Annotated in this window: 1 protein-coding gene; it reads right to left on the reverse strand. The window is 31.1% G+C overall.

The window, feature by feature from the left end; genetic code table 11:
- The coding region (locus tag EA412_00530; protein TVR84155.1) for a hypothetical protein at positions 1–2774 on the reverse strand (2774 nt) is incomplete at both ends.

Here is a 2774-nt window from a genome sequence, read left to right on the forward strand (position 1 = left end):
TCACCTTTACATTGATTACAAATTACGTAAGTATTTCCCACAGAGTTTCCGACCCGAATGCCCGTTGTTTTAGCATAAAATACACCTAAATAATCATTTTTAGTCATAATTATTTCATTCCCTCCAATGGTTGTACTTAAACTTCCGTTATTTATTTTTTCAATGCCAATCCTGTAATTATTAATATCATTTTCTGTAATTTGTAAGATATGCGGTAAACCTTGTTGAGGTTCTGAGTCCAAGTTAAATTCCGGCAAACCATTAAAAACAATACCTTTCCCTAAGTTAAAACTATATTGCACATCAATATCATTTTCATTAACAAAAATTGTGAGCTGTTTTAATTCGTGAAGTAAAATTCCTGTTGTCTGGCATCTTACAATTTGATTTCCGTCAATATTAACCGTTCCAATCCAAAACCCATTATATAACCAAATGCCATTGTCAAAATCAGAAATTTCTGTATCTTCTATATTTATATTTGCATATCCTTCAACATAAATCCCTGTATTTCTCCCTTCGAGCTGAACATTTTTTTGTAAATCACCTAAAACGCTGATGCTTCTGATTCCTGAAGTCTCCCTACTTGCAACTATGCCATAATCTAAATCTACTCCGGTTATGTGGTAAATATCAACATTTGAATTAATTACATGCACAGCAGTATCAATATTATCAAAATGTATATGGTGGTTGATATTGTCCTCTATAACAAAATCTTCATTGTCAATAATTTCGATTCCTATTGCACTATTTTCTCCATAAAAGGGATCTAATAATCCGTTGTCTGTATAAAAGTTTACATTTCGCATAAAGTGATTATGTGATAAATGATAAGGCATGACTCTTACGTTTACAAAATTATCAATAAAATCTGAGTTATGTAAATTAAAATAAGCACCGTTTTCCGATTTAATAGCTTCTTGAGCATCTTTTATCGTAGAAGTTTCTACATACAAACTGCCGCCATCTTGCACTTTAATGCCATCCCACATATAAGGGCAACCTGATTGCAATGTTGAATGTCTAATCACGTGTAAAACACTTCCGCTTTGGACTTCTATACGGGCATCCGGACCGAATAAAACATTTGGAGCAGTCTGAAAAGTAAAATCCACGTCAATTGTAAATACCCCGTTAAATAAAATTGGCTGTGATGAAGCATAGGTATTATTAGTTAAACTTAAATCGCTTATTACTTCAGAAGCTAAAGCGTTACAAAAAATGTGATTAATGTCTAAAATACACTGTGGTTGAAATTCAATTAGGATACTATTTGTACATCCATTTTGGTCTTCTACAAAAAGTTCAACACTTGCATAAGAGGATATGTCATTTCCAACTATATAAACATTATTACCATCCATTGATGCTTTTGTTATATTGTTATAGTTGTCAAAATAATATGTAAAGTTAGAGTCGAAGTTTAATACTTCTATAAATATTTCATTATCACAAAGAATAGGAGAATACTCTTCAAGAATTGGTGCATCGGGGAACTCTATTAAAACAGGTTTTATCACCCAGTCTAGATAATTATTGTTATAACCAATTAGAATGACATCATAAGTTCCGGGTTCATCATAAGTGTGAAGTGGTTCTTCATCATTAGAAGAGTTTCCATCACCAAAATACCAAATAAAGTCGGTAAAGCAAACAGAATTATTTTCAAATTGCACTGAATAACAATTTTGAATAGAATAGTCAAAATCGGCAGTTGGTTCTTCGACAACAATTGAGTCTAAATATATTGTAGTACTACAACTAATATTATTTGGATCATGTGATTCTAAGTAAGGGTAATAAACTCCTGCTGAGTTATAGTAATATTCATATGAACTTGAACCTGAGTTAAGGAGTGTAGAATTGCCATCACCATAATTAAGTCTGTGCGTATAAATATCCCAACCTGGGTCAGGTGTTGGAAATGAAAATGTTACTGGATTTCCAAGACAAACATTTGTATTGTCAGGGGTAATATCCGGAAAGACTAGTCCTTCAATTGTGAAACAATAAAGTCTGTTAAATGATGAATCATTAGAGTAATGAAATGTAACATCAATCATATAATCACCATAATTATTAATGAGAAGTTCATGTTGATTTCCTGCCAAAAGGTTAAACTGATCTATTATGTTATTTTCATAATAAATAGTAAAGTCTGTATCTGTTAAAACCCATAGACCGCCAGTGTATTTAGGATATAAATACATTTTTTCGCCAATATTATACTTACAAAAAAAATTACAACAATCACATGAATTATCTATATTGCAATTGCCTTTATAAGTTTTAAGTTCAACTGAATCTTCGTTTTCAAAATGCAATTCATGAAACCAAATACCATAGCCTCGAAGACAGTTAACCGTACTTTTTCCAGATTGTTCTCTTAAAATATATTCTAATTCTTGACTCCCTGAATAATAAAGGTAAATAAAATAATCTTCGAACATGGTTAAATCTCTAATGTCAATATCTTGAACGTCTAAAATGTCTAAAACATATGTATGTTTGACAGTTAAATTTTGACAACTATCTTTATAAACAATCAAACTATCAATATAGTCTGTACCTGTAAAATTCTCAATAGTAATTAATTGTGAATCTTGATTAGCTGTAAACAAATACCAAAAACCATTTGAATCTACCGAAACAACTTCATAAAAATGTTCCGGATCATAAAAGTCAAGGTAATGCGGATTACTACAACTACTCCCGGGCTGTGCAAGTACTTGTGTCTGTTGCAAAAAAATAAAATTAAATAAAAACAGGAA

Source organism: Chitinophagaceae bacterium (assembly GCA_007695095.1).
Lineage (GTDB): Bacteria > Bacteroidota > Bacteroidia > Chitinophagales > REEL01 > REEL01.